Origin of the sequence: Microbacterium sp. K35, assembly GCF_004794375.1 — a bacterium.
GTDB classification, from domain to species: domain Bacteria; phylum Actinomycetota; class Actinomycetes; order Actinomycetales; family Microbacteriaceae; genus Microbacterium; species Microbacterium sufflavum.
The window spans coordinates 1-317 of the sequence record NZ_SSDM01000382.1; the positions used below are offsets into that span (position 1 = coordinate 1).

Here is a 317-nt window from a genome sequence, read left to right on the forward strand (position 1 = left end):
GACCCGAAGGTCGGGACGGTGACGTGTGATGTCACGACCCTTGCCCCGGGCGAGGTCGCGAACTGCACCGCACCGACCTACACGGTCACTGCCGACGATGAGCAGGCGGGTGAGGTGGCGAACATCGCCACCGCGTCGGGGACGGATCCGAACGGCGACCCGGTCCCGTCCAACCCCGACAGCACGACCACCCCGGCTGTCGCGTCCGCCCCGAGTTCGACGATCGACAAGACCGCGGGCGCCCCCGTGGATGTCAACGGCAACGGCCTGACCGATGTGGGTGACACGATCGCGTACTCGTTCACGATCACGAACAC

General features: G+C 67.8%; 1 protein-coding gene. It reads left to right on the top strand.

Annotated features, from left to right (window positions below):
- On the top strand, positions 1 to 317 hold a 317-nt coding region (locus DW299_RS19265; RefSeq protein WP_168443165.1), incomplete at both ends, for a CLIPPER-2 domain-containing protein.